Genomic DNA, 20159 nt, shown 5'->3' on the forward strand with positions numbered 1-20159 from the left:
TTTAATCAAGGAATCGATAGAGATTTATAATCAATTACGGCCGCACCTTAGTTTAGGAATGAAAACCCCAAATGAGGTGCATGAAAAAGCCAGTTGGGAATACCAACTGGCTTAATAAAAACCGTCAACCTATTTTAGGACTAGACAACCTCATTAAACTGGGTTATCAATATCAACAAAATGATGAGTTAAGCCAAATTGAGTCGCTAAATGCTCACCCAATGCTTTAATCCCATAGCGTTCGGTCGCATGATGCCCTGCACTAAAATACTGAATTCCCTGCTCTACTGCGCTGTGGTAGGTGCGCTCCGACATTTCTCCACTAATAAACGCATCTGCGCCAGCATTAACCGCGATATCAATATAGTCTTGTGCGCCACCTGTACACCACGCCACTCGTTTGATCTGTTCGACCTCAGCACCAAAATAAACAGGCATGCGGCCTAGGGCATGATGCAGACGTCCAGCAAATGCCTCGGGGGATTCTGGCGTCACTAACTCGCCTTGCCATACTAAACCTTGCGCAACCCCTTCTATTGATGCCGCATTAGCCATTCCCATTTTACGTCCCAGTTCGGCGTTATTGCCGATTTCTGGATGCCCATCGACGGGTAAGTGATAGCCTAATAGATTAATATTATTGTCCATTAAGGCTTTAATACGCCGATACTTCATGCCGGTTATTACCTCTGGCTCGCCTTTCCAAAAGAAACCATGATGCACTAGCAATGCATCGGCATTAAGCTCAACCGCTCGCGCTATCAATGCCTGACAGGCGGTAACACCGGTCACAATAGTGGTTATGTCATTGCTGCCTTCAACTTGTAAGCCGTTTGGCGCATAGTCCTTGTATAACCCTACCTGTAAATACTCATTGAGGTATGCGGTTAATTCTGTACGTTTCATTTACTTTCCTCAGCTAACAATACTTGCTTTAACCCTTTAATTGCTCGCGACCAGCACTGATGTTGGACCGGACACAGACCAATTGGCTAGCGAACTCACTGCCAGTATATAACAGTGTATTGAATAATTAACCTAGCACGAGCAATAAAGCGGCGCGGGTGAATCACTTAGAATAACAGCGCTTTGCACAGAGTAAAAATCCTGCAAGTAGTGGGTCTCATAAATGCAAATTTCAGCGTCTCATGTCACTGAAATGCATTGAATGTTAGTGAAAATTGGACATTTTAGTGCTTTGCGCTATAAAATTAGGCCAAACCTTCAAGTAAACATTATAAATAAACAGGTTATTACTATGTCAAAACTGACCAAAGAAGAAGTGATCAGCGCACTGGAGTCAGCCCTTTCTAAGCAAGAAGGAAAGGCTGTTGCGATTGAGCAAAAAGGTAGCTGGTACAAAATCGATGGCGGTAAGTCGCTACGTTTTAGCGAACTTGAAACTATGCTTGCAGAAATGGGTGGTGAAGCACCAGCGGCTAAAGCTGAACCAGCTAAAGCACCTGCTGCCAAAAAGAGCGCTGCAAAACAACCAGCAGCCAAAAAAGCTGCAGCTAACAAATCTGGTGGCAAAACACCTAAAGAGCTATGGCGTGAAAAGTTGGCAGGTAAAGGCCAATTGCCACGTGGCTTTTAATCATTAGCAACAGAAAATATTAAGGAGCCAGATGGCTCCTTTTTTTTGCCAAATAACCCTCCAAATAGCTAACAGCGTTCAAATATCAGAATAAACTGTCACTTTTATTTGCTTTCCCCCTGCAATCAAAAATCGCGGTAGCAAAGCACCAGCGCAGCATTACCGATAGTGAAACCAAGCTCACAGTTTGCCAACAACGCCGCCAATATGTGATTAGTATTATTTGTATCCGGGCCGCATACTATTATCATCCGCACTCAAGTTGGCTAACTGTCGGCTCACTATCGTGCAACTGAATCAAGGTAATACGCGCAATGAAAGGCATCATCTCTATTCAATCTCATGTGGTATTTGGTCACGCAGGCAACAGCTCGGCAATATTTCCTCTGCAGCGCATGGGAATAGAAGTGTGGCCGATACACACGGTGCAATTCTCTAACCACACTCAATACGCTCAAGGATGGACTGGGCGAGCTTTTGCTGCTAGCGATATCGATGATCTCGTCAATGGCCTGATCAATATCGACCAACTGCGCCACTGCCAGGCGGTGATAAGCGGCTACCAAGGCAGTGCTGAGCAATGCCAGGCCATTATCAACACCGTTACCAAGGCTAAACAACACAACAGTGATGCCATTTATGTTTGCGACCCAGTTATGGGCGATCCACAAAAAGGGTGTATTTTAGCTGATGGGATAACAGATGCGCTGATAAAGCACGTGATGCCCATCGCGGATGTGATTGTACCGAATCAATTTGAGCTGGCTCAATTTACTAAAATGGCCATTAATAACTTAGAAGATGCTCGAAAAGCGTGTGATAAAGCCTTGTCTTTAGGCCCTAAAGTCGTGCTGGTGAAGCACTTACACAGTGTATCAGATACACATTTTACAATGATGCTAGCCACGCAGGAGGGGCACTACCTCATCCAACGTCCTCAGCTTACCTTTGACAAACAACCCGTTGGAGTGGGAGATCTCATTACCGCCCTTTTCACTGCGGCGTTACTTCAAGGCCAAGATACCGTTGCGGCATTTGAACACGCAACCAACGCCAGCTATGGAGTATTAACTGAGACGCAAAAACGACAACAATGGGAATTACAAACCATCGCCGCACAGCAACAATTGGTATCGCCAACGGCAAACTATCGCGCTGAACGTTTGTAATCTGTTGTACTGCGTCTTAGCTGACTAAATCACTAGCTAGTAGCCAGGCAACTTTGCGGCTTACATCGCCATATCAACCCGTACGCCGCTGGCTAGATACACCACTCTCACCTCATCTCCGGCATTAAATATCATGCCGGGGTCTTTGTCTTGGATCACCATCACTCGCTCATCATCTTCATAGCGGATCATCAACTCTACCAATTGTATTTGTTGGTAATAGCTTTGACCTGAGCGATGGCCTATTCCGCCACCCAATATGGCACCTAACACGGTCGCCACATCTTGGCCGCTACCGCCACCAAACTGATGACCAATAACGCCACCAATTAATGCGCCACCAAAGGTGCGCCAGCCCTGATTACGGTCTTCAACCAGCTGGCTTTCGGTAATATTGCGTACCGACTCAACTGTGCCATATTCGACTTTTTGCACTGGCTGTGCAGTATTACGATCATAATTGGCCGATACGTTAAAGATACAGCCAAAAATTAACCAAACATAAGCAAGTGCATGTACTTGAGGTTTCAACATCGCTATTTTTCCGCTAACTTATTAGTAGGCCCTATAAGGAATTTTACTCAAAAGTGAACTCTCTGTCTTATTTAAATAATGACCTCGCCCCCTTCCCCTCACCTGAGCAAGCCCTCAGGGATCCAAATGGGTTGCTGGCCATTGGCGGAGATTTACACCCAGACAGGCTGTTAAGCGCTTATTACAATGGAATATTTCCTTGGTTTAATGCCGATGACCCTATCTTGTGGTGGTCACCGGATCCACGTGCCGTATTTGTGCCTGGCAGTTTGCACATCAGCAAGAGTTTACGCAAATTTGTCCGTAAACAAGCTTGGCGCTTTACCATTAATCATGCCTTTGATGATGTCGTCAAAGGGTGCGCAGCACCAAGGCCTGATCAAGATGGCACTTGGATAACGGCCGACATTGCCACTGCCTATGGTCTATTACACCAACAACGCCAAGCCCATTCACTAGAGGTGTGGCATGAAAAAGAGTTGATTGGTGGCTTATATGGAATAGCCATTGGCCAAGTGTTTTGTGGTGAATCTATGTTTCATCGACAAACCAATGCCTCAAAAGCCGCCATGATGATGTTGCATCAATATTTATTGGCCAATCAATTTAAACTGATTGATGCACAAGTTGTGAACCCGCATTTAGAGTCTTTGGGGGCGAAAGCATTAAAACGCAGTGATTTCATTTCTCTATTAAAACGTTTTCGTGATAATCGCGTCGCCGATGATGTCTGGCATCCCAAGGAGATATTCCTTGACCTCTAAGTCACAAACCATACAACTTGGTATGACTGGTACCTTCGCCTGTAGTTATCTGCCTAGCAAGCAAGAACAACTGCTAGTACTACAAGAAGATCATCTGAACGATAATTTGTTTGAGCATCTACTGGCGCTTGGCTTTAGGCGCAGTGGCGGCACGATATATAAACCACAATGCCCTCAATGCAATGCCTGCTTGCCGATTCGTATTCCTGTTGAGCAGTTTGTGCCTTCTCGGCGTCAAAAACGTACCATGCGCAATAATCGCGACCTAAGCTGGCGTATAGCCGATGCCCACACACCTGCGCAATACGCTTTGTATGAGCGCTACGTAAACGAGCGCCACAAAGACGGACCAATGTACCCAGCTACACCGGAACAATACCAACAATTTGTGAAAGCGAAATGGACCTCGCCAATCCTGATAGAAATATTGCATGAAGATGAACTGATTGGCGTCGCTGTCACCGATGTACTGCCTAACTCGCTTTCGGCAATCTATAGTTTTTTTGCCCCTGAGCAACATAAACGATCATTAGGCAATATGATGATTTTGATTCAGTTGCAACTGGCGAAACTGATGCGCAAATCGTTTATCTATTTAGGTTACCAGATCGATGAATCTCGCAAAATGAACTACAAACGCAATTTTCACCCCTACCAGGTTTTAACCCAACAGGGATGGTTGCAAAGTGAAATAGACAAGTAATACCAATCAGTATAAGAATTTGATCTACTCAGCGCGCTTTTGGCAAACTAATTCAAGGCCGGCTAATTCAAAGTGAGTACTGAAACAATGGTTGCTCCCTTGTGAGGTTATTCAACGCAGAAGTAGGTAGCCAAAAACGCGCCAGAATGGCGAGTTTTAGCGATTCTGATGCTGTGTTAACGAGCTTAACCGTAGAATAACTATGCTCTTCACTCGTTGCCTTGCCTCAGAACCGCTAAACTCTCGCTGAGTGACTAAATGTTTATGCTGATTGGTATAATCATCACTTAAACGCTAAGTTTTAGCTGCGAAACTTAACCTGAGCTTTACAGCGGCTTGATTTTGCGGCATGATACGCCCGTTTTTAATATTTGAAGGCTAACAGGATAACTGATTAATGGCGAAAGAAGACAACATTGAGATGCAAGGCACTATTCTTGAAACCTTGCCAAATACAATGTTTCGAGTTGAGCTTGAGAATGGACACGTAGTAATTGCCCATATCTCTGGTAAAATGCGTAAAAACTACATCCGTATTCTAACGGGTGATAAGGTCACAGTTCAGCTGACCCCTTATGATCTGAGCAAAGGGCGCATCGTCTTCCGTTCACGCTAAGTTAGCTAACGACGTATTATTAAAAACCAGCTGTTCGCTGGTTTTTTTATGCCTGATCTCAACAAAAAATAAAAAACCGCTTACTAGAAGCGGTTTTTTCATAGCTAAGTTAAATCAGTTTTTAGCTGGTGACCTTTTCCTGGCTGTGAGTTTCAATCACAATCTCATCGCCGTTAGCATCGACATGGGCTACGCCACCTTTTTCAAGGTTGCCGAACAAAATCTCATCGGCTAATGGGCGCTTAATCAGCTCAGTCACGACTCTTGCCATTGGGCGTGCCCCCATGGCTTTGTCATAGCCTTTCTCAGCTAATAACGTCCGTGCTTCATCACTGACCTCTAAAGTTACTGATTTATCGTCCAGCTGCGCCTGAAGCTCTACTAAGAACTTATCAACCACTTTAGCAATAACTGTCATATCAAGATGATTAAACCAAATGATCTCGTCGAGTCTATTTCTGAACTCAGGAGAGAACACCTTGTTGATCTCAGACAGAGCATCTTGACTGTGATCTTGCTGTTTAAAGCCAATTGATTTACGCACGGTTTCTTGCACACCGGCGTTAGTGGTCATCACTAACGTCACGTTTCTAAAATCAGCTTTGCGGCCATTATTGTCAGTCAAGGTACCGTGATCCATCACCTGCAATAGCAAGTTGTACACATCTGGGTGGGCTTTCTCAATTTCATCGAGCAATACCACACAATGTGGATGCTTAATTACGGCGTCAGTTAACAAGCCACCTTGATCGTAACCCACATAACCTGGCGGTGCACCAATCAGCCTTGAAACAGTATGGCTTTCCATATACTCCGACATGTCAAAGCGCACTAAATTAAGCCCTAGGCATGATGACAATTGATTAGTCACCTCGGTTTTACCCACACCTGTCGGTCCAGCGAACAAAAAGCTACCTACGGGTTTTTTATCGACCCCTAAGCCACTTCTTGATAACCGAATAGCGGAGCTTAGCGCTTCAATCGCTTGATCTTGACCAAACACCACCATCTTCAGATTGCGCTCAAGATTCTTAAGCATATCTTTGTCGGTAGCCGACACTGACTTCTCAGGAATTCGCGCTATTTTGGCAATAATGGCTTCAATTTCTAGCTGGCCAATGGTTTTCTTGCGGCGGCTTCGCGGTTGCATCGCCATACGCGCCCCAGCTTCATCTATCACATCAATGGCTTTGTCAGGCAGGTGACGGTCGTTAATATGCTTATCGGACAATCTCGCTGCAGTGCTTAACGCCGCTTGTGTATATCGCACGCTATGGTGCTCTTCGTATTTAGACTTCAGCCCTTGCAGGATCTTAGTGGTTTCTGCAACCGAAGGCTCATTGATGTCTATTTTTTGGAACCGGCGTGCTAAGGCGCGGTCTTTTTCAAAAATACTTTGGTATTCTTGGAAAGTCGTCGAGCCCATGCAGCGTAAGTTACCACTAGATAGCAGCGGCTTTAACAGGTTAGATGCATCCATCACCCCGCCTGATGCGGCACCAGCGCCAATGATGGTATGAATTTCATCAATAAATAAAATGGCATGCTCATCATTTTTAAGCTCTTTAAGTAACGCCTTAAAACGTTTCTCAAAATCACCACGATATTTGGTGCCGGCTAGCAATGCGCCTAAATCCAATGAATAAACAGTTGCCTCTAGCATCACTTCTGGTACTTCTTCATTGACAATGCGGTACGCTAGCCCTTCAGCTATAGCGGTTTTACCAACACCAGCCTCCCCCACCAGTAAAGGGTTATTCTTACGGCGACGACATAGAATTTGAATCGAGCGCTCAATTTCATCAGCTCGGCCGATCAAAGGGTCAATATTACCGGCCTTAGCTTCTTCATTAAGGTTGGCGGTAAACTGGGATAACTTGCTCTTTTCCTCTTGCGCCTCGCTTTGGTCCTCTATTTGCTCTTGCTCTGATGGCGAGTCGATTTCATCTTTGCCCACCCCGTGGGAGATATAATTCACCACGTCTAATCGTGTGATTTCACCATTGCGCAGTAAATAGACCGCTTGTGACTCTTGTTCGCTAAAAATAGCAACCAGCACGTTCGCGCCAGTCACTTCGTTGCGCCCAGACGATTGCACATGAAAAACGGCGCGCTGTAGTACTCGTTGAAACCCCAGCGTCGGCTGAGTTTCGCGGTCATCTTCTGGATCGGAAATAATTGGGGTTGTTTGTTGAATAAAACTGGAGACTTCTTCGCGCAACTTATCTAAATTGGCGCCGCAAGCTACCAAGGCTTCTTGCGCAGCTGGGTTATCGATTAACGCCAACAATAGATGCTCTACTGTCATATATTCATGACGCGCGTCTCTGGCTTGTTGAAATGCCAGATTCAAGGTGACCTCAAGATCTTTGTTTAGCATAAGCACCCCCTAAATGAACTACAAAACTCACAAATTTAGGCTTTCTCTAATGAACACAGTAACGGATGTTGGTTTTGTCTGGCAAATTGATTTACCTGCGCAACTTTAGTTTCTGCGATTCCAAAAGGAAAAACACCGCAAATCCCTTTGCCTTGATGATGAATGGCAAGCATGATGTTGGTCGCTTCTTGCTCATTCTTCTTGAAAAACATTTGTAAAACCTCAATGACAAAATCCATCGGGGTGTAATCGTCATTATTCAAAATGACTTTGTACATGGAAGGCGGAGTGACTTCTGCTTCAACTCGTTCTTCAACATGTTCAATATTTCCTGCTTTACCCATTGTTAAATATTAGCCTCTAGTTTTGGCTTATTCCAACTGTTAGCCATTACAACTAACAATTACCCTTTATGTCTACATCTAAAAGTGCAATTGATACAACTTTTTTGTTTAATTGTTGCTTTTTTGTTAACTAAGTCTTGACTTATTCTTGTACTGCTTTCATTCTGTTCAATAGACGGTGAATATTTCCCGTCATTATAAGTTTTACTATCTTACTGGTAAGTAAACAACAGAAGGAAGTGGAAGTATGGCAAACGGAACTGTTAAATGGTTCAACAACGCCAAAGGTTTTGGGTTTATCTGCCCTGATGCTGGTGGTGAGGATGTTTTTGCACACTATTCTACCATTGAAATGGAAGGCTATCGAACTCTAAAAGCAGGCCAACCGGTTCAATTTGAAGTAGAACAAGGTCCAAAAGGGATGCACGCTTCAGCAATATCGCCCACAAAATAGTCGGCGCGATCATAAAAAGGCAGGGACATTACCCTGCCTTTTTTATGTCTGCAAGATAATTATCACCACTATATATCCACTTCCATTATCAACATGCTATTAACCTAATATCGAAAATAGCCTAAGCCCTCTTCAGTCAACACGGTTAAATATACCTTATCCAATTTCAGTTACACATTTGAATAAGCAGATTTATGCTGATTGATATTACACCGCAAGCAAGCTTAAAAATAAAAAAGGGAGCCTTAGCTCCCTTTTACCATCATAACGTATGTATTAGCTAAACAAGCTGTTCAATGTCGCACTTGGGCGCATTGCCGTTGAGGCTTTAGCTGCATCTAGTCGGAAATAACCGCCTAGGTCAACCGCTGGGCCTTGCGCGCCATTTAGCTCGGCAACGATTTTAGCTTCATTCTCAATTAACGATGAAGCTAATCCTGCAAACTGGGCTTTTAAGTCAGCATCGGCATCTTGCGCAGCTAAGGCTTCAGCCCAGAACTGTGCTAGATAAAAATGGCTACCACGGTTGTCAAGCTCACCTACACGGCGTGAAGGTGAACGGTTCTCATCTAAGAACTTACCAATCGCACTATCAAGCGAATCAGCTAACACTTGGGCACGTGGGTTATTATTAGTTTGGCTTAAATGCTCTAGCGAAGCCGCTAATGCTAAAAACTCACCCAATGAATCCCAACGTAAATGACCTTCTTTCTCAACCTGCTGAACATGCTTAGGTGCACTACCACCAGCACCGGTTTCAAATAAACCGCCACCATTCATTAGCGGGACAATTGACAGCATTTTAGCACTAGTGCCAAGTTCTAAGATTGGGAATAAGTCAGTTAGATAATCACGAAGTACGTTACCTGTTACTGAGATAGTATCTTTGCCTTCTTTAATGCGCGCTAGCGAGAACTTAGTCGCGTCAACAGGCGACATGATATGCAGCTCAAGGCCGCCAGTATCATGATCTTTTAGGTAAGTATTTACTTTAGCAATCAGTTGCGCATCGTGAGCACGATTTGCATCTAGCCAAAATACCGCAGGTGTATTCGACAGGCGTGAACGGTTAACCGCTAATTTAACCCAATCGCGGATAGGTCCATCTTTAACTTGGCACATTCTCCAAATATCACCCTGCTCAACGCTATGCGATAGTAATACGTTACCTGCAGCGTCAATCACTTCAATGCTACCGTTAGCCGCAACTTCAAAGGTTTTGTCGTGGCTACCGTACTCTTCCGCTTTTTGCGCCATCAGGCCAACGTTTGGTACGCTGCCCATTGTGGTTGGGTCAAATGCACCATTTGCTTTACAGAAGCTAATGGTTTCTTGATAGACACCAGCGTAACTACGATCAGGGATCAAGGCTTTAGTATCTTTAAGCTTGCCATCAGGTCCCCACATTTGACCAGAAGAGCGAATAGCCGCTGGCATAGATGCATCAATGATCACATCGCTTGGTACATGTAAGTTAGTGATGCCTTTGTCTGAATCGACCATGGCAAGTTCTGGACGCTCGGCATAAATTGCAGCGATATCGGTTTCAATTTCCGCGCGCTTAGCAGCATCAACATTGGCTAGTTTGGCATAGACATCGCCAAAACCATTGTTAACATCAACACCTAATTGCTCAAATAGCTCGCCGTGCTTAGCAAAAAGCGACTTATAGTAAACTTTAACTGCATGACCAAATAAAATGGGGTCAGACACTTTCATCATGGTCGCTTTAAGGTGCAGTGACAGCAATACATCTTCATCTTTCGCTGCAGCAATTTCGCGCTCTAAATAGGCAACCAATGCTTTGTTGCTCATCACAGCGGCATCAACAACCTCACCTGCAAGCAGCGCTAAACCAGATTTAAGCGTAGTTTGTTGGCCATCGGCCTGCTTAAGTACGATATCAACTTGGGTATCAGCAGCAAGGGTCAATGATTGCTCGCTACCATAAAAGTCACCGCCATCCATATGGGCAACGTGTGATTTAGACTCGCTGCTCCAGGCGCCCATTGAGTGTGGATTTTTCTTGGCATAGTTCTTAACTGAACCTGGTGCACGACGGTCAGAGTTACCTTCACGCAATACTGGGTTTACTGCGCTACCTTTAATTTTGTCGTAACGAGACTTCACCTCTTCTTCCTGAGCATTCTTTGGCTCATCAGGATAGTTAGGCAGATCGTAACCTTTAGCTTGTAGCTCACTGATACAAGCTTTGAGCTGCGGAATAGAGGCGCTGATGTTAGGCAGTTTGATGATGTTAGCTTGAGGCTGCTTAGCTAGCTCACCGAGTTCAGCCAATGCATCTGATATACGCTGCTCAGCAGTTAAACTCTCTGGAAAGTTGGCAATTACACGGCCAGAAAGTGAAATGTCGCGTGTTTCAACACTTACGCCTGCTGCTTGGGTAAACTTTTGAATAATCGGTAAAAAAGAAAGTGTTGCTAGCGCGGGGGCTTCGTCAGTTTCCGTATAGATAATCGTTGGCTTATCGTTCATTTTGTGTCCTACGTGTTTTATAAAATAAAGCGTTAATAATTAATAAAAATCTTCTAATTCTTATAAAGTTTCGATGAGGGTCTACGCCCTTTTTTTGGCGAGTAACGATGAGAACTGGTGTATTGATGGGCCAGCAAACGCATTACTACGCGCGTTGTACATATCAAAATGGGTTAATAACTTGCTTTAGATCACATTTTTATGGCGAACATCATAAATGATCCACAGTAATATTCAAATTCCACTAATGGCGAATGCCAAGTACAATAGTCGAATCAATCCTCACTATGCCAGAACTTAATTGCCTTGACTGCATCAAATTGTTCCAAACCCAAAGGTCAAAACGGCCGCAAAACATCGTGGCGAAACAAGCAAAGACCTGCCGCTAGCCAGAGTAAGGCTGCGCCGCAGCGACGTGGCAAACCTAGTCGCGCCAGTACCAAGCCGCGCAGTGACAATCCGGTTATCGTATTATTCAATAAGCCATTTGATGTGCTGTGCCAATTTACCGATGAGCAAGGCAGGCAAACTCTAAAAGACTACATACCGGTCGAAGATGTCTATGCCGCTGGCCGACTAGACAGGGACAGTGAAGGTCTACTGCTGTTGACTAATGACGGTCAGTTGCAAGCCAAGATTACTCAGCCAAAAAAGAAAACTTTCAAAACTTATTGGGTGCAGGTCGAAGGTGAACCGACAGCCGAAGCTCTTGAACAGCTAAGAGCAGGCGTGACCTTAAAAGATGGCCCCACCCTGCCCGCCAAAGTCAATGTGATACACGAGCCTGCGGTTTGGCCACGGAATCCCCCCATTAGAGAGCGCAAGAATATTGCGACCACTTGGTTGTCGATTGAGATTTGTGAAGGGCGAAATCGTCAAGTAAGGCGGATGACTGCCCATGTGGGTTACCCGACCCTCAGATTGATTCGTTATAAAATAGGCCAATGGAGCCTAGATAATCTAGACAACGGCGAATATCGCGTGTTGGCGCAATAAATAGGAGGCAAGATGACAGAGCGCTATAAACCTAATACTACCGTTGCTTGTGTCGTTCACTGCCAAGGGCGCTATTTAATGGTCGAAGAGATCATTGATGGCCAACTGCGCTATAACCAACCTGCTGGTCACCTTGAAGCCAATGAATCAATTATCGATGCCTGTGTGCGCGAATGTTTGGAAGAGACCGGATTAACACTAAGCCCTGATCACTTACTGGCCATTTATCAGTTCAGCGCCAATGACTGCTTAGCCTTTGTGCGCTACACCTTTGTTGTTGAGCTAAATGAGCCATTAGCATCGGCACCTATCGACACCGCAATTAACCGCACTTTGTGGCTCAGTGCGGCGGAAATTAACCAGCGGGCCGATAAATTACGCAGTCCGTTAGTCATGCAATCGATAACAGATCATCAAAATGGAAAACACTTTCCGCTGACGCTTCTCAATTCGCGCTTTCTGTAGTTAGCCCCGCGTGATAATGCATGATAGAATATGCCCCCGCTAAATGCGGCAAACTGAAATCTTAACTTGCTCTCGGGCCGGTAGGCTCAAGCGGTCATGATTTCGCTGTAAAGAATTAAACGGTTTTTAGGATCTATGGCATTAATCGAACCCAATCCAAACGGTAAAAAAGTCATCGTCGGCATGTCTGGCGGTGTGGACTCTTCTGTATCTGCATATTTATTGATGAAACAAGGCTATCAAGTTGAAGGCCTATTCATGAAAAATTGGGAAGAAGATGATACCGACGAATACTGTGCAGCAGCTGAAGATCTAAAAGATGCACAAGCGGTATGTGACAAATTGGGCATTACCTTACACACGGTCAATTTTGCTTCGGAATACTGGGACAACGTCTTTGAGTACTTCCTCGCTGAATATAAAGCAGGCAGAACACCTAACCCAGATATCATGTGTAACAAAGAGATTAAATTCAAAGCGTTTCTAGACTTTGCTGACGATATTCTCGACGCCGACTATATTGCCATGGGCCACTATGTCCGCCGCAGCGATGACACAGGCCAAAGCCAAATGTTACGCGGTGTAGACAACAATAAAGACCAAAGCTACTTCTTATATACACTTAGCCATGAGCAGATTGCCCGCTCGTTATTCCCTGTTGGCGAACTGCAAAAAAGTGAAGTTCGCGATATTGCTAAAGAGATGGGCTTAATTACCCACGATAAAAAAGACAGTACGGGTATCTGCTTTATTGGCGAGCGCAAGTTCACCGATTTCCTCAGCACATTCTTGCCGGCACAACCGGGCAAAATTGAAACCGCTGAAGGTGAAGTTATCGGCGAACACCAAGGGTTGATGTATCACACGCTGGGCCAACGCAAAGGCTTAGGCATTGGTGGCATGAAAAACAGCAACGATGATCCTTGGTACGTGGTCGATAAAGATCTTGACCGCAATGTGTTGGTTGTAGGCCAAGGTGGTCAACATCCACGCTTAATGTCGGTTGGCTTTTATGCTGACCAACTGCACTGGGTCGATCGCACCGGACCGGCAACTGGGGCAAAAATTACCGTTAAAACCCGCTATCGTCAGCGCGATGTGGCATGTACCTTAACCATTGAAGGACCTGATCGTATTAAGGTGTTGTTCGATGAGCCCGTTGCAGCAGTAACACCTGGTCAGTCTGCCGTATTTTATGATAACGATGTCTGCCTCGGTGGCGGCATTATTGACAGCCTAATAAGAGAATAATCTGTGAGCGATCCGATTTTTGACCGCACCATGGCGTTTGCTGGTATTTTACAAGCCATCGCCCAAGTACAATATGTTGCTCGCCACGGCCGAACTGATACCGACCAATTAGCCGCGGCACTCTCAAGCATACTCGTCACAAATCCTGATAACACCACCGATGTCTATGCCGATAAAGTCGCCTTAAATAAAGGCTACCAAATGATCGTGAATCAACTGGGCGATGACAAATCAAAAGACGTTGAGGTCACCCGTTACTTAGTGGGCATTTTAGCGTTAGAGCGCAAGTTAGCGCGCGCATCAAACGCCATGGGCATGCTGGCTGAACGGATTAACCAAGTTGATCGTCAGCTGCACCATTTTGAAATTACCGATGAACAGGTTGTCGCCAATTTTGCTGGTATCTATAGCGATATCATCAGCAATTTAGGGCCAAAAATCCAAATCTCTGGCAATCCAGAGTTTCTAAAACAACCTCAAGTTCAACAAAAAATCCGGGCGTTATTGCTGTCTGCCATGCGCAGCGCAGTATTGTGGCGCCAACTCGGAGGCAAACGTAGACACCTTGTCTTCGCAAGAAAAACAATAGTCGATATAGCTAAAAAAAGTCTTACCCTATAATAAGCCAAGTTCATTAAGGAGCTTCTAATGGAACTTTCCGCACTAACTGCTATCTCTCCCGTAGACGGTCGTTATGGTAGTAAAACCGCCTCTCTTAGAGAGATTTTCAGCGAGTACGGCCTGACAAAATACCGTGTTCAAGTCGAAATTAACTGGTTAAAGCTGTTATCTAGCTGCCCAGAGATTGAAGAAGTTCCACCCTTTAGCGAAACCGCGCTAGCTTTGCTTGATCAAATCAAAGACAACTTTAGCGAAGCAGACGCACAGCGAGTAAAAACCATTGAAGCGACCACCAACCACGATGTAAAAGCGGTTGAGTACTTCATTAAAGAAAAAATTGCTGACAATGCCGAACTTGTCGCCATTGATGAGTTTGTTCACTTTGCTTGTACTTCTGAAGATATCAACAACCTATCTCACGGTTTGATGCTGCTTGAAGCTCGCGAGCAAGTGTTAGTGCCATATTGCCAACAAATCGTTGATGCAATCAAAGCGCTAGCCACTGAATACCGCAGTGTACCTTTGATGTCACGTACCCACGGTCAGCCTGCTTCACCATCAACCTTAGGTAAAGAGATGGCTAACGTTGCAGTCCGTCTTGAGCGTCAGCTTAAGCAGATCAACAGCGTTGAAATCATGGGTAAAATTAATGGTGCTGTAGGTAACTACAACGCTCACCTTTCAGCCTACCCTGAAGTAGATTGGCACACGCTATCACAACGTTTTGTTACTAGCCTGGGTCTAAACTGGAACCCTTACACCACTCAAATCGAACCGCATGACTATATTGCCGAACTATTTGATGCTGTAGCTCGCTTTAACACGGTACTGATCGACTTTGATCGTGACGTATGGGGTTATATCGCACTGGGTCACTTCAAACAAAAAACCGTTGCGGGTGAAATTGGTTCATCAACCATGCCACACAAAGTTAACCCAATCGATTTTGAAAACTCAGAAGGTAACTTAGGTATTGCTAACGCGTTAATGCAGCACCTTGCCGCTAAGCTTCCAGTATCAAGATGGCAACGTGATCTTACCGATTCAACTGTATTACGTAACCTTGGTGTGGGTATGGCGCACTCATTAATCGCCTACCAAGCAACATTAAAAGGTATTGGTAAGCTACAAGTTAATGAAGAGCATCTACGTGCTGAACTGGACCAAAACTGGGAAGTATTGGCTGAGCCAGTACAAACCGTTATGCGTCGTTACGGCATTGAGAAGCCATATGAGAAACTCAAAGAGCTCACTCGTGGTAAACGTATCGATGGCGAGCAATTAGCTATCTTCATCGATAACCTAGAGTTACCTGCAGATGTTAAAGTTGAACTGAAAAAAATGACACCTGCAAACTACATCGGCCGTGCTGAAGCATTGGTTGATGAGCTAAAATAATCTAAGCGATTATTTTGCTGACAAAGCGGTAGTTTTTCTACCGCTTTTTTATTGCGCCTACGGAGCCTTATCCATGTACCAAGTCAATTTCGATATCGCAGATTTCTTAACGAACTATTGGCAAAAAAAGCCCGTCGTGATTAAACAGGCTTTTAAAGATTTTCACGATCCAATCAGCGCAGAAGAACTGGCTGGCCTCGCTTGCGAAGAAGAAGTGGCGTCGCGTGTCATCCTTACTGAACAAAACCAATGGCAGATCATACCCGGTCCTATAGAGGATTACAGCGCCTACGGTGAGCAAGATTGGCAGTTGTTAGTTCAAGCAGTAAACCACTGGTTTCCTGACTCTATTGCGCTGGTTGAAGCCTTTCGTTTCATTCCAGATTGGCGATTTGATGATCTTATGGTGTCGTTCGCTACACCCGGTGGTGGCGTGGGCCCGCATATAGATAACTATGATGTGTTTTTGCTGCAAGGCAGTGGCGCTCGCCGCTGGAAAGTGGGTGATATCGGTAAATACCGTCCCCGCAATGGCGACACCCATACTGCTCTGATTGATGATTTTGACCCGATGCTAGAAGTCACCTTAGAGAAAGGTGGCATGCTTTACATACCACCAGGCTTCCCCCATTGCGCCAAAACTCTCAGTACTGCGTTGAGCTACTCTATTGGTTTTCGTGCCCCTAGCCAGCAAGAGCTTTTTAGTAGTTTAGCTGACCAACTAATTGATCAAAATACCGGCTTAAAACGCTTCACATCCAACGGTGAGCCCACTTCACCTAGCTGTGTATCAACGGCGCAACAACAAGGCTTACAGGCCATGTTAGCGGAGCTCATTGCTAATGAGACCACCATGCAACCGATATTGGGCCAGCTGCTCAGTCAAAACCGTTTTGAATTAGATTTGTGCCCAGCGGATGAGCCCTACACCAAAGAGATGTTAATCGAAGATATCGGCCACGGCGCGCAGCTATGTCGAGTGGGTGGTTTAAAGATTATTCAGCTAGAAGCAGATCCATTAAATCGACTATTTATTGATGGTCAAAGCCATACTCTGCCGGAACACCTGCAACCTTTGGCAACGCTACTCAGTGACAATATTCACTTAAGCCAAGCGCAAACATCTACGCTGCTTGCCGAGCCAGAGTTAGTCACACTGATTGTTGAGTTGATCAACTCAGGTCATATGTACCTAGCTGAATAAGTAAAAATCCGCTTAGGGATACTTCAGAGTAATTATCAGACTAAAAAGGCACCTTGAGGTGCCTTTTTTAATGGTTAACTAGCTCATCGTTCAAATGGCCTTAGCCCCAAAGTTTATCATCGCTCTGAATTTTGTATAAACTTTCAGCGCGAGAAACTAAAAGCTCGGCAAATTTAGCTTGAGTCGGATCTTGAGTTGCACCAGACTGAATTAGGTTTTCCGCTTTCATTTGCCACATCATTGAAAAGTGACGTAAAGCTTCTCGAGCAGTGCCCGCCACTTTGACATCGACATAGTCTGACGGTAGATCACCTGACATTACCCAGTAAGTATTTTTGCTTGGTTGTTTAGACTCAATTTTCCAAACCGCCACATAGGGGGCTAAATAGCGACATTCATCGACCAACACATTACTTGGAATCACCCCTTTTTCAGCTAAAAAGCGATTGGCCTTCTGGTAATGTTCTTTAATCCACTGCTGGCGCAGTTCCTCTTGTTGTTGTGCTTCTTCTGGGGTGAGTTCGACTGCTTGCTCCGCCATACTTCTTCCTAATCTTATTGTTATAAACCGCTTGGATATGCTGTTCGCTAGCGCAAATTGGTGAATAAAACAACGATCAACTTTACGTTAACGTAAAGTGGAAACCAAAATTGCCACGCGGATCACATTTAATCCAAATCTTTACTTTGTTGAGAGTATCGCTAAATGCTATCGTTCTGCAATAAATATAACAAGCCGCCAGAACTGGCTACTTAAGCCCTTTGGCGATTAAATTCCCACAGTGGAGAAAAAGTACGTGGCAGTATTCAATCATATCTCTTTTGACGACCATGAACAGGTTGTCTTTTGCCAAGATAAAGACAGTGGTTTAAAAGCCATTATCGCAATCCATAACACCAATTTAGGTCCTGCGGTCGGTGGTTGCAGAATGTGGAATTACGACTCTGATGATGAAGCACTTAACGATGTGCTTAGACTCTCTCGCGGTATGACATACAAAAACGCCCTGGCTGGCCTCGCCATGGGCGGCGGTAAGTCGGTGATTATTGCTGACCCTAAAACCACTGACCGAGAAGCCCTATTTCGTGCTTTTGGTCGCTGTATCCATACGCTAGGTGGCAAATACTATTCTGCAGAAGATGTAGGAGTGTCAACCAGCGATATTATGATTGCCCATCAAGAAACCCCCTACATGGCAGGGCTTGAAGGACAAAGCGGTGACCCATCCCCCTTTACGGCTTTAGGAACGTATTTAGGCATTAAGGCTGCGGTTAAACACCAGCGCGGCGTAGACAGCCTTAAAGGCCTTAAAATTTCAGTTCAGGGCGTGGGTCATGTAGGTTACTACTTATGCCGTCACCTGCACGAGGAAGGCGCTGAGTTAATCGTTACTGACATTCACCAGTCATCGTTAGATAAGGTGGCAACAGAATTTGGCGCAACCGTTGTCGCACCGCAAGATATCTATCATCAGGAAGTAGACGTATACGCCCCGTGTGCCTTAGGTGCAACCATCAATGACACTACCATTCCGCTACTTAAAGCGACGATTGTTGCGGGTTGTGCCAACAACCAACTTGCTGAAGCGCGCCATGGTGAGAAGCTAAAAGAACTGGGTATCCTATACGCGCCAGATTATGTGATTAATGCCGGCGGTATCATCAATGTGTCGTTTGAAAAAGACTACGATGTGGATGCGTCAACCAAAAAAGTGGAAGAAATTTATAACACCTTGTTACGTATCTTCACCCAATCTGATGAGCAAAATCGCACGACTGCAGATGTGGCTGACGAATTAGCTAAACAGATCATTGAATCTGCAAAATAAAATCCAATTAAGCTAAAATTTTAAAGCCAAAACGGTCTCGTTTTGGCTTTTTTTATCGCAAAATTTATTTTTCCTTTGCCAGCAAACAGATAGTATTTAGACACAGTTTTTTCATCAAACCGTACTGGAAAATGTCATATTCCTCTGCTTGAATTAGTCACTCGTCACGCACAAACAGGAAGTCAGTATGGTGAGTTTTAAATACGATCTCAATCAAGACTTTATCGAACTACAAGCCAGCAATTGGAATGGATTAGAGCGTGTGTTTGTTAATGGTAAAATGGTGTCTAAGAAGCTTAACTTTAGTAAAAACAGTGAACACCACTTTCAACTAGACAATGGAACATCCTGTAAATTTCAATTACTTATAGACCCTAGTACAGAACAGTTAGTCTGCCGTATTTTTAAGAAAAATAACCTAGTGACTAGCCTTAAACAGGGCAAAGATAACCTCTTAGCCAGTCAACATGCCATGCAAGGTATGGTGTTGTTTAGCTCAATCGCAGCATTAGCCTTGGTATTGGTGAGTTAACACGCCATCAGGCCCCATCGCTAAGCTAGCAAGCTTTGAGTGTATTAGCTTCAATACACACGAGTTGACTCATTTGATAGTTACCACTGCCGGCTGTTGCTGTTGTGATAGCCAGTTTTTGCTTATCTTCACCATTTTCTATCAGCACCGCCTTAATGATGGTGCCATCGCGACTAAAACTGATCGCCTCAACAAAGTCACCAACGACAATATCGCGGTATAATTTCACTGTCATACTGCCAATAGAGCGTGGCTCTAACCGCCCTTCTGTCACCACTACTGTTTGTCCATTGGCTAACGGGATGGCTTTGGCATAAACACCCGATGCCTCAGGAACTGGCACGTCTACTGGTGGTGTCGCACGATTAACATTAACTGAGCAGGCAGCCAAGCTCATGCTTGACAACAAAATGAGCAATTTTTTCAACATAGCAATCTCTTATACCAATCAGTATAAACATTTAGTCACTCAGCGAGAGTTTAGCGATTCTGAGGCAAGGCAACGAGTGAAGAGCATAGTTATTCTACGGTTAAGCTCGTTAACACAGCATCAGAATCGCTAAAACTCGCCATTCTGGCGCGTTTTAGGCTGCCTATTTCTGCGTTGAATAATTTCACAAGGGAACAACCATTGTTTCAATCATTCGCCTTGAATTAGTTTACCCAAAGCGCGCTGAGTAGATCAAATTCTTATACTGATTGGTATTATACTTGTGACTTAAGCAATCAAATTAAGACTGTAATAATTTAACTGACTAGGCGCAAATCAGATCGTTTGATGGCAGGTTTAACTAACAGCAGAATGA

Annotated in this window: 21 protein-coding genes; 14 read left to right on the forward strand and 7 right to left on the reverse strand. The window is 44.7% G+C overall.

All coding sequences use genetic code 11. The annotated features are described in order from the left end of the window. Nucleotides 1-153: 153 nt before the first annotated feature. Nucleotides 154-906: a Nif3-like dinuclear metal center hexameric protein gene (locus L865_RS0105770; protein WP_028772359.1), complete on the reverse strand. Its 753-nt coding sequence runs from the start codon at nucleotides 904-906 to the stop codon at nucleotides 154-156. Between the two features lie 352 nt (nucleotides 907-1258). Between L865_RS0105770 and L865_RS0105775 the strand changes: the two genes are divergently transcribed. Together L865_RS0105775 and pdxY are read left to right on the forward strand one after the other, a co-directional pair. Beyond that, nucleotides 1259-1597, forward strand: a complete 339-nt coding sequence (locus tag L865_RS0105775) for a hypothetical protein (protein WP_028772360.1) — start codon at nucleotides 1259-1261, stop codon at nucleotides 1595-1597. 314 nt (nucleotides 1598-1911) lie between these two features. After that, complete coding sequence (gene pdxY, locus L865_RS0105780; RefSeq protein ID WP_028772361.1) at nucleotides 1912-2766, forward strand: pyridoxal kinase PdxY; 855 nt, start codon at nucleotides 1912-1914, stop codon at nucleotides 2764-2766. A 60-nt stretch (nucleotides 2767-2826) separates the two neighbouring features. Here the strand turns inward: pdxY and L865_RS0105785 are convergent, their stop codons facing one another. Beyond that, nucleotides 2827-3300, reverse strand: coding sequence for an outer membrane lipoprotein (locus L865_RS0105785; protein ID WP_028772362.1), 474 nt, complete (start codon nucleotides 3298-3300; stop codon nucleotides 2827-2829). 53 nt (nucleotides 3301-3353) lie between these two features. On the opposite strand from L865_RS0105785, the gene aat reads away from it, so the two are divergent. The 3 genes from aat (at nucleotide 3354) to infA (ending at nucleotide 5383) form a co-directional block, all read left to right on the forward strand. Beyond that, nucleotides 3354-4064 (forward strand): leucyl/phenylalanyl-tRNA--protein transferase, encoded by a 711-nt coding sequence (gene aat / locus L865_RS0105790; RefSeq protein WP_028772363.1) that lies wholly within the window; start codon nucleotides 3354-3356, stop codon nucleotides 4062-4064. After that, nucleotides 4054-4767: an arginyltransferase gene (locus tag L865_RS0105795; protein ID WP_028772364.1), complete on the forward strand. Its 714-nt coding sequence runs from the start codon at nucleotides 4054-4056 to the stop codon at nucleotides 4765-4767. The genes aat and L865_RS0105795 overlap by 11 nt, the downstream gene beginning before the upstream one ends. A gap of 397 nt (nucleotides 4768-5164) precedes the next feature. Continuing rightward, nucleotides 5165-5383, forward strand: coding sequence for a translation initiation factor IF-1 (infA, locus tag L865_RS0105800; RefSeq protein WP_011865366.1), 219 nt, complete (start codon nucleotides 5165-5167; stop codon nucleotides 5381-5383). Between the two features lie 121 nt (nucleotides 5384-5504). Here infA and clpA read toward each other — a convergent pair whose 3' ends face one another. Together clpA and clpS are read right to left on the reverse strand one after the other, a co-directional pair. After that, complete coding sequence (clpA, locus tag L865_RS0105810) at nucleotides 5505-7763, reverse strand: ATP-dependent Clp protease ATP-binding subunit ClpA (RefSeq protein ID WP_028772365.1); 2259 nt, start codon at nucleotides 7761-7763, stop codon at nucleotides 5505-5507. Between the two features lie 35 nt (nucleotides 7764-7798). Beyond that, nucleotides 7799-8107, reverse strand: a complete 309-nt coding sequence (clpS, locus tag L865_RS0105815; protein ID WP_028772366.1) for an ATP-dependent Clp protease adapter ClpS — start codon at nucleotides 8105-8107, stop codon at nucleotides 7799-7801. 247 nt (nucleotides 8108-8354) lie between these two features. On the opposite strand from clpS, the gene cspD reads away from it, so the two are divergent. Continuing rightward, nucleotides 8355-8561 (forward strand): cold shock domain-containing protein CspD, encoded by a 207-nt coding sequence (cspD, locus tag L865_RS0105820; protein WP_028772367.1) that lies wholly within the window; start codon nucleotides 8355-8357, stop codon nucleotides 8559-8561. A gap of 276 nt (nucleotides 8562-8837) precedes the next feature. Here cspD and L865_RS0105825 read toward each other — a convergent pair whose 3' ends face one another. Next, on the reverse strand, nucleotides 8838-11057 hold the full coding sequence (locus L865_RS0105825) for an NADP-dependent isocitrate dehydrogenase (RefSeq protein WP_028772368.1): 2220 nt from the start codon (nucleotides 11055-11057) through the stop codon (nucleotides 8838-8840). A 306-nt stretch (nucleotides 11058-11363) separates the two neighbouring features. Between L865_RS0105825 and rluE the strand changes: the two genes are divergently transcribed. From rluE to L865_RS0105855, 6 genes are all read left to right on the forward strand, one after another. Further along, nucleotides 11364-12053: a 23S rRNA pseudouridine(2457) synthase RluE gene (rluE, locus tag L865_RS0105830; protein ID WP_037470620.1), complete on the forward strand. Its 690-nt coding sequence runs from the start codon at nucleotides 11364-11366 to the stop codon at nucleotides 12051-12053. Nucleotides 12054-12065: 12 nt separating this feature from the next. Continuing rightward, nucleotides 12066-12518 (forward strand): NUDIX hydrolase, encoded by a 453-nt coding sequence (locus tag L865_RS0105835; RefSeq protein WP_028772370.1) that lies wholly within the window; start codon nucleotides 12066-12068, stop codon nucleotides 12516-12518. A gap of 135 nt (nucleotides 12519-12653) precedes the next feature. Then, the gene (gene mnmA / locus L865_RS0105840; RefSeq protein WP_028772371.1) at nucleotides 12654-13769 is read left to right on the forward strand and encodes a tRNA 2-thiouridine(34) synthase MnmA; all 1116 of its coding nucleotides are present in this window, start codon (nucleotides 12654-12656) and stop codon (nucleotides 13767-13769) included. Between the two features lie 3 nt (nucleotides 13770-13772). Continuing rightward, entirely contained in the window at nucleotides 13773-14390 is a 618-nt protein-coding gene (hflD, locus tag L865_RS0105845; protein WP_028772372.1) for a high frequency lysogenization protein HflD, read from the forward strand. Between the two features lie 27 nt (nucleotides 14391-14417). Then, nucleotides 14418-15788 (forward strand): adenylosuccinate lyase, encoded by a 1371-nt coding sequence (gene purB / locus L865_RS0105850; RefSeq protein ID WP_028772373.1) that lies wholly within the window; start codon nucleotides 14418-14420, stop codon nucleotides 15786-15788. A gap of 73 nt (nucleotides 15789-15861) precedes the next feature. Further along, nucleotides 15862-16992 (forward strand): ribosomal protein uL16 3-hydroxylase, encoded by a 1131-nt coding sequence (locus L865_RS0105855; protein ID WP_028772374.1) that lies wholly within the window; start codon nucleotides 15862-15864, stop codon nucleotides 16990-16992. 100 nt (nucleotides 16993-17092) lie between these two features. On the opposite strand, the gene L865_RS0105860 is transcribed toward L865_RS0105855, so the two are convergent. Continuing rightward, nucleotides 17093-17533, reverse strand: coding sequence for a DUF4826 family protein (locus L865_RS0105860; protein WP_028772375.1), 441 nt, complete (start codon nucleotides 17531-17533; stop codon nucleotides 17093-17095). Nucleotides 17534-17789: 256 nt separating this feature from the next. On the opposite strand from L865_RS0105860, the gene L865_RS0105865 reads away from it, so the two are divergent. Both L865_RS0105865 and L865_RS0105870 read left to right on the forward strand, forming a co-directional pair. After that, nucleotides 17790-18821, forward strand: a complete 1032-nt coding sequence (locus L865_RS0105865; protein ID WP_028772376.1) for a Leu/Phe/Val dehydrogenase — start codon at nucleotides 17790-17792, stop codon at nucleotides 18819-18821. 187 nt (nucleotides 18822-19008) lie between these two features. Further along, the gene (locus L865_RS0105870; protein ID WP_028772377.1) at nucleotides 19009-19353 is read left to right on the forward strand and encodes a hypothetical protein; all 345 of its coding nucleotides are present in this window, start codon (nucleotides 19009-19011) and stop codon (nucleotides 19351-19353) included. Between the two features lie 25 nt (nucleotides 19354-19378). Here L865_RS0105870 and L865_RS0105875 read toward each other — a convergent pair whose 3' ends face one another. Beyond that, nucleotides 19379-19783, reverse strand: a complete 405-nt coding sequence (locus L865_RS0105875) for a PliI family lysozyme inhibitor of I-type lysozyme (RefSeq protein ID WP_037470622.1) — start codon at nucleotides 19781-19783, stop codon at nucleotides 19379-19381. Nucleotides 19784-20159 lie beyond the last annotated feature (376 nt).

Origin of the sequence: Shewanella waksmanii ATCC BAA-643 (assembly GCF_000518805.1) — a bacterium.
GTDB lineage: Bacteria > Pseudomonadota > Gammaproteobacteria > Enterobacterales > Shewanellaceae > Shewanella > Shewanella waksmanii.